The organism is Burkholderia sp. E168m23, from assembly GCF_016586125.1.
GTDB classification, from domain to species: Bacteria; Pseudomonadota; Gammaproteobacteria; order Burkholderiales; family Burkholderiaceae; genus Burkholderia; species Burkholderia orbicola.
Map to the genome: position 1 here is coordinate 1 of NZ_BCPP01000332.1, position 6,634 is coordinate 6,634.

The window sequence follows — 6,634 nt, forward strand, 5'->3', positions numbered from 1 at the left end:
GCACCGGGCACAAATCGTGCGCATCGATGACGCGTCGAGTAGTGCATTTGCATCAGCGTCCAACCTGCAATGGCACTATTTACCTGACGCCCCTGGCGACGCCATATTTACCGGACCTTCACTGCGACCCGCTGCTCGACACGCTGTATCGCCGCGAAACGCGAAATTTTTTCAACCGCTGCGCCGCCCCGTGCGGCGGGGCTTCCCGGCGATCCTGCCGACGAATTGAAAATTTGTCTCGAAACTCAATCGGATCAAGTGAATCACATCAGTTGCTGGGATTCGTCTTATCTTCAAATTGCCTGGAATCAAAGGAGGATAAACACCATGGCGCTTACCGACTCGATCGAACACAAGCTGGACCGCGGCCTGTCCGATATTCGTCGCACCGGCCGGCGCGTGGGCCGCACGACGCGCGCGGCTGCCCGCGACCTGCATGCCGACGTGACCGACGATCTGCGCGGGCTGGTCGACGAACTGGAAGATCTGCTGAAAAACGATGGCGATGGCGATATCGCCGCGCTGCGCAAGCGCGTGCAATCCCGGCTCGATGAAGCGCGCGGCGCGCTCGACTATGCGTCGGGCAGCGCGGCCGCCCGGCTGCGCGATTCGGCCGAGCGCGTATCGCAGGTCGTGCACGAGAACCCGTGGCAAACCGCCGGCGTCGTCGCGGGCCTTGCGTTCGTTGCGGGCCTGCTCCTTTCCCGCCGTTGAACGGGGCGGCGTGCACCGCCGCCCGCCCGTCATCCATCAGACAACGAAGGAGAACCGCCATGCAGAAGTCCCTCGCCATGAAAGCCGCCGCCGCCGTGATGCTCGGCAGCCTCGCCCTCGCCGGCTGCACGACCACGCCCGGCAAACCCGATAGCGCCGCGGCCAGCGCGTCGAAGCGCCAGTCGATCGACGCCAGCGTGAACGCAACGCTGTCGCGCCTATATTCGACGGTACCGGGTTCGCGCGACCTCGTCTCGAAAGCACGCGGCGTCCTCGTGTTCCCGAATGTGCTGCAGGCCGGCTTCATCGTCGGCGCCCAGTCCGGCAACGGCGCGCTGCGCGTCGGCGGCAGCACCGTCGGCTACTACAACACGTCGTCGCTGTCGGTCGGCCTGCAGGCCGGCGCGCAGTCGAAGGCGGTCGTGTTCCTGTTCATGACGCAGGATGCGCTCGACTCGTTCCGCAAGTCGGACGGCTGGTCGGCCGGCGCCGACGCGTCGGTCGCGGTCGTGAAGGTCGGCGCGAACGGCGCGGTCGACTCCAACACGGCTACCGCACCGGTGGAAGTGCTGGTCCTGACCAACGCGGGCCTGATGGGCGACCTGTCGGTGAACGGCACGAAGGTCACCAAGCTCAACATCTGACGATGCGGCACGCGGCCTCGCGCCGCGTTCGCTTCCCGGCAGCGCCGCGGCCCCGGCCGCGGCGTTTTCGCATGCGTCTCTCGCAGCGGCTATGATGGCGGCACCTTTGCGGGCATACTCCGCATGGGCCGCCCGGCGGCGCGTTGCGCCGCGAACCCGTGACGTTCGCGAACCGATCGCGCGCGGGACAACGAGATTCAATCCAACCACGCATCAATCTGCGCGAATGCCACTCATGGATAGCGGACAAGACCACCAAAAATTCTTCTACTTCCTGCTGTTCGCGGTCACCGTCGGACTGTGCTGGATCCTCGCGCCGTTTTCCGGCGCCGTCTTCTGGGGCACCATTCTCGCGATCCTGTTCCAGCCCGTGCAACGCTGGCTCGCCGCGCGCTTCGGCAAGCGGCGCAACCTGGCCGCGCTCGTCACGATGTCGCTCATCATCCTGATCGTGATCCTGCCGCTCGTGTTCGTCACGGCCACGCTCGTGCAGGAAATCGCCTACGTGTACCAGGAGCTCAAGGACGCGCAGCCGAATTATTCGCAGTACTTCCACGACATCATTCACGCGCTGCCGACGTCGATCCAGAACCTGCTGCAGAAATACGGGTTGACCAACATCCCGGGCATCCAGAAGAAGCTGACCGACGGCGCCGCGCAGATCAGCCAGTTCGCGGCCACCCAGGCGCTCAGCATCGGCCAGAACACGTTCCAGTTCGTCGTGAGCTTCGGCGTGATGCTGTACATGGTGTTCTTCCTGCTGCGCGACGGCGGCGAGATCGGCCGCCGCGTGCGCCGTGCGCTGCCGCTCGACGAAGAGCACAAGAACCTGCTGCTCGCGAAATTCACGACGGTCGTGCGCGCGACGGTGAAGGGCAACATCGCGGTCGCGCTCGTGCAAGGCGCGCTCGGCGGGTTGATCTTCTGGATCCTCGGGATCGAGGGCGTGGTGCTGTGGGGTGCGCTGATGGCGTTCCTGTCGCTGCTGCCGGCGATCGGCGCGAGCCTCGTCTGGGTGCCGGCCGCGCTCTACTTCCTGATGATCGGTGCGGTCTGGAAGTGCGTGATCCTCGTCGCGTTCTGCGTCGGCGTGATCGGCCTCGTCGATAACCTACTGCGCCCGATCCTCGTCGGCAAGGACACGAAGATGCCCGACTGGGTCGTATTGATCTCGACGCTCGGCGGGATGGCGCTGTTCGGCATCAACGGCTTCGTGATCGGGCCGCTCGTCGCCGCGCTGTTCATGGCCAGTTGGGACATCTACGCACGCTCCGAACAGGGCGAATGACGCCCTCCGGCCGCCGGCGAACCGCACGCGTGCGGAGAGCGGGTCAAGGATGACGGATATGAATCACGACGGGCGCCACGGCGCCCGTTGCTTCATCCGCCGCGACCGTCATCACGCCGCCATACGGGCCGACGCGATGAACCCGGCCCGGCGCCAGCGGCATACTTCGCTCGGTGTGCGCATCGCGCCACGTGGCACGCACCGCCGTGCCGTCATCCGGCGCGAACGCCGCACCGTCGGGCTTCACCAGCGCGACCTGCGCACCCGGCAAACGCCGGCCATGCGCATCGAACCGGACCGTGGCCGTTGCCCCGCCATCGGCCGCCTGTCCCGCGTCAACGAGCGCGCCCACCGGAGCATCGAGCGTCACGTCGTACAGATCGACGAGCGAGCCGGTGAACCGCACGACGCCATCCGATGCGGGCTGTCCGGCCGCCATCGCGCTCGACATGGCAATCGACATCGCGAGCACGATACCGAGCCCGAACACCCTCTTCCGCACGGCCCCGGCGCTCATTGCCGTTACCGATGCCGATCGCTTCGCGTTGTTCCGCATGTTCCCTCCCCTCTGCCGCGTCACCAGAAAAACAGGCGGCGTGACGCGTCGTCACGCCGCCTGTGTGCTGGCAATCACTGTAGGGAGAGCGGCTCGGACAATATATGGGACAAGTCCTAAACTGCAGCCGGGTTGATCGAACTCAGCGCGGTCGATCCGCGCCCGCGGCCCGATCCGACAGGCGTGACACGCCCGTCACGCGTCCGGATCGACACGCAACACGAGCTTGCCGCGATGGTCGCCGTCGAACAGGCGATTCAACACGTCCGGCGCGTTTTCGAGACCGTCGGCCACGGTCTCCTCGGCCTTGAGCCGGCCGTCGCGCAGCCAGCCCGCGAGCGTCTGCACGGCTTCGCGGCTCTTGCGGTAGTCGAGGATCAGGAAGCCGCGCATCGTCAGCCGCTTCGAGATCAGCACGCCGACGTCGTCGGCCGCGCGGCCGCTGTTGTAGTTCGAGATCACGCCGCACAGCGCGACACGCCCGCCGATCACCATCCGCGACAGCACCGCGCGCATCACCTCGCCGCCGACGTTCTCGAAGTTCACGTGCACGCCGTCCGGCGTCGCCGCCTTCAGTTGCTGGCGGAAATCGTCGGCCTTGTAGTCGACGGCCGCGTCGAAGCCGAGCGTCTCGGTCAGGTAGCGGCACTTGTCCGCACCGCCCGCGATGCCGACCACCCGCGCGCCGTGGATCTTGCCGATCTGCCCGGCGATCGAGCCGACCGAGCCGGCCGCCGCCGACACGACGAGCGTTTCGCCCGGCTGCACCGGCGCGATGTCGGTCAGCCCGTAGTACGCGGTCAGCCCGCTCATCCCGCACGCGCCGAGCAGCGTGGGCAGCGGCAGGCCCGACTGCGCGGGCAGCTTCACGAGTTGCGCGACCTGCTCGGCCGGCACGACCGCGTAGTCCTGCCAGCCGACCAGCCCCTGCACGAGATCGCCTTCCGCGAAACCCGCATGGCGCGACGCGACCACGCGGCCGATCCCGAGCGCGCGCATCACCTCGCCGATCGCGACGGGCGGCAAGTACTGCGGCACGTCGCTCATCCATACGCGGTTGGTCGGGTCCATCGACAGATACAGCACGCGCACGAGTACCTCGCCGTCGGCGAGCGCCGGTACCGGCGTCTCGACGAGCGAAAAATGGTCGCGGCCGACCCGCCCTTCCGGGCGCGTCTTCAGCAGCAGCTGGCGGTTCACGGGTGTCGACATGATGTTCTCCTCCAATCGTTGTGGTTCGGGATACGCGTCAGACCGCGCACATGCCGCCGTCGATCACGAGTTCGGCGGCCGTCACGAAGCGGCTCTCGTCGGACGCGAGATACACGGCCGCATGCGCGACGTCGTCCGGCTCGCCGAGCCGGCGCAGCGGAATGCCGCGCGCGAGCTTGCGGGTCGCGTCGCGTTCGCCGAGCGACTGGAACAGCGGCTCGACGATCCCCGTGCGAATGAACGCCGGGTGAATCGAATTGCAGCGCACGTCGATCTCGCGGCGCGCACAGTCGATCGCGACCGACTTCGTCAGCGACGCGACCGCCGCCTTCGATGCGTTGTACGCGGTGAAATCCGGCTCGACCTTGAACGCGGCGACCGACGAGATGTTGATGATCGACGCGGGATAGCTCTCGGCCAGATACGACAGCGCATGCTTGCAGCCGAGCACGATGCTTTCGACGTTGATCGCCATCACGCGCCGCCATTCGTCCAGCTCGATTTGCGCGGGCGAACCGATCGAGCCGACGCCCGCGTTGTTGACGAGCACCGACAGGCCGCCCATCGCATCGGTCGCCTGCGCGAGCAGCGCCTGCCAGCGGGCTTCGTCGCGCACGTCCTGGGTCGCGGCGAACGCGACCGGCGTCGCGTGACCTGCGTTGAGTTCCTGCGCGAACGCGTCGAGCACCGCCGCTTCCGCGATGTCGGTCACGAACACGCGCGCGCCCTGCTCGACCATGCGGCGCGCGATCGCGCGGCCGAGGCCGCCCGCGGCGCCCGTGATGTATGCGCACTTGCCCGCGAGGCGCGGAGAAAGGATTGTCATGTGACCTGCTCCTGTCGTGAATCGTCGTCGCGGAACGCTGCCGCGACGGGGTTTCCCGTGCATCTTCCAGCCGACGTGCGCCGGCATGGCGACGCATCGCACGGGTTTTCCGCGAGTATATCGAGATGAATGCGACGCGCGCGGAACCGGCCGCACAGCCTTGCCCGCGGTTGAACGACAGCCAGCGTACGCGAATGCCGCCAATCGATGAAATGAATATTCGTTATGCCCGGTCATAGACCTCATTCATGACTTGCGCGTACCGGCGACGGTGCGCAAAGAGGCCGGCGCGACCAGTCGGATGAACGGGCAGACGAATCGATTATCGGGATAACGGAAGTGTGGCGTCCCGCACGGAAGAGAACGCCCTGGGGGAAGATGAACCGACTTGCCATCGTGCGCCGGCCGGAAAACACCGGACCGAATGCCGGCGGCAGGAAGGCGGTGCCGGAGCACCCGCCATCGGCACCAGTCAGAAGCCTTCGCCCGACGGCGCCCGCACGAACGCGCAGAGCTGCGGCGAATGCGTGTCGATCATCTGCTGGAACGGCGCGCGGTGCCCGTACGCGATGCCCGACACGAGCAGCAGGCAGACCGCGGCGACGCGCGGCGAGAACGCGCGCTGCCGCACGCCGTCGTAGCCGCGCAGGAACACCAGCGCGACCAGCGCGCCGAGCAGCCAGCCGATGACGACTTCCGGCACGGTGTGCGAGTGATCGAATACGCGGGCAACGGCCGTGATCGCGCCGATGGCCAGCCCGGCCGCGACGCCGGGCGCCTTGCCGGGCCGGAACGCCTGCCACAGCATCGACAGCGCGACCGTCCATACGGACGTCGACAGCATCGTATGGCCGCTGATCACACGGAAATCGAACCGCGCAAGCTCGATGCCGCAGCCGGCATACAGGATCTTCGTGGCGCCGACGACGCCCATCCCGGCGGCCAGCAGCACGCCCCAGCGGGCGGCGAGGCGCCAGTCGGTCAGCGCGAGCCACGCCGCGCAGGTCACCGCGATCGGCAGGGTCAGCGCGGCATCGCCGATGTTGCTGATTTCACTCCACATGATGGACTTCGGAGACGATCGAAAGACCGCAGTTTACCGCAGGCACGCAGCATGCCTGTGTCAGCCTGTGACAGGCTGTATCAGCCCGCGACACCGGTAATCAACAGCAGGTTCGTGCCGGTGATCACGGCGAACAGCGCCCACGCGGCCACCTGCATCCCGCGCCCGATCGCGTGCTCGCCCATCGTGCGCCGATCGCTGACCGAGCGGATCAGCGGCCACATCGCGAACGGCAACTGCAGGCTCAGCAGCACCTGGCTCCACACGAGCAGTTGCCCGACCGAGCCGTCGCCGAGCCACAGCACGCCGATCAGCGCCGGCACGAGCGCGA

General features: G+C 67.2%; 9 protein-coding genes. 4 read left to right on the forward strand and 5 right to left on the reverse strand.

The genetic code is table 11. From position 1 onward, the window contains the following. The 4 genes from JMF90_RS40095 to JMF90_RS17980 form a co-directional block, all read left to right on the forward strand. A partial coding sequence (locus JMF90_RS40095; protein ID WP_236598001.1) for a hypothetical protein occupies nucleotides 1-229 on the forward strand: 229 nt, incomplete at its 5' end. A 98-nt stretch (nucleotides 230-327) separates the two neighbouring features. Then, nucleotides 328-714, forward strand: coding sequence for a YqjD family protein (locus JMF90_RS17970; protein WP_011548207.1), 387 nt, complete (start codon nucleotides 328-330; stop codon nucleotides 712-714). Between the two features lie 59 nt (nucleotides 715-773). Beyond that, nucleotides 774-1,358: a YSC84-related protein gene (locus JMF90_RS17975; RefSeq protein ID WP_011548208.1), complete on the forward strand. Its 585-nt coding sequence runs from the start codon at nucleotides 774-776 to the stop codon at nucleotides 1,356-1,358. A gap of 235 nt (nucleotides 1,359-1,593) precedes the next feature. Further along, a complete protein-coding gene (locus JMF90_RS17980) occupies nucleotides 1,594-2,646 on the forward strand; it encodes an AI-2E family transporter (RefSeq protein WP_012338503.1) in 1,053 nt (350 codons plus the stop codon). Between the two features lie 43 nt (nucleotides 2,647-2,689). Here the strand turns inward: JMF90_RS17980 and JMF90_RS17985 are convergent, their stop codons facing one another. The 5 genes from JMF90_RS17985 to JMF90_RS18005 all read right to left on the reverse strand — a co-directional run. Then, nucleotides 2,690-3,202, reverse strand: coding sequence for a hypothetical protein (locus JMF90_RS17985; RefSeq protein ID WP_011548210.1), 513 nt, complete (start codon nucleotides 3,200-3,202; stop codon nucleotides 2,690-2,692). A 195-nt stretch (nucleotides 3,203-3,397) separates the two neighbouring features. Continuing rightward, complete coding sequence (locus JMF90_RS17990; protein WP_011548211.1) at nucleotides 3,398-4,414, reverse strand: NADP-dependent oxidoreductase; 1,017 nt, start codon at nucleotides 4,412-4,414, stop codon at nucleotides 3,398-3,400. Between the two features lie 37 nt (nucleotides 4,415-4,451). After that, nucleotides 4,452-5,240: an SDR family oxidoreductase gene (locus JMF90_RS17995; RefSeq protein ID WP_011548212.1), complete on the reverse strand. Its 789-nt coding sequence runs from the start codon at nucleotides 5,238-5,240 to the stop codon at nucleotides 4,452-4,454. Between the two features lie 472 nt (nucleotides 5,241-5,712). Further along, entirely contained in the window at nucleotides 5,713-6,303 is a 591-nt protein-coding gene (locus tag JMF90_RS18000; RefSeq protein ID WP_011548213.1) for a phosphatase PAP2 family protein, read from the reverse strand. 80 nt (nucleotides 6,304-6,383) lie between these two features. Then, nucleotides 6,384-6,634: divalent metal cation transporter (locus tag JMF90_RS18005; protein ID WP_201325280.1), on the reverse strand; the 251-nt coding region annotated here is incomplete at its 5' end.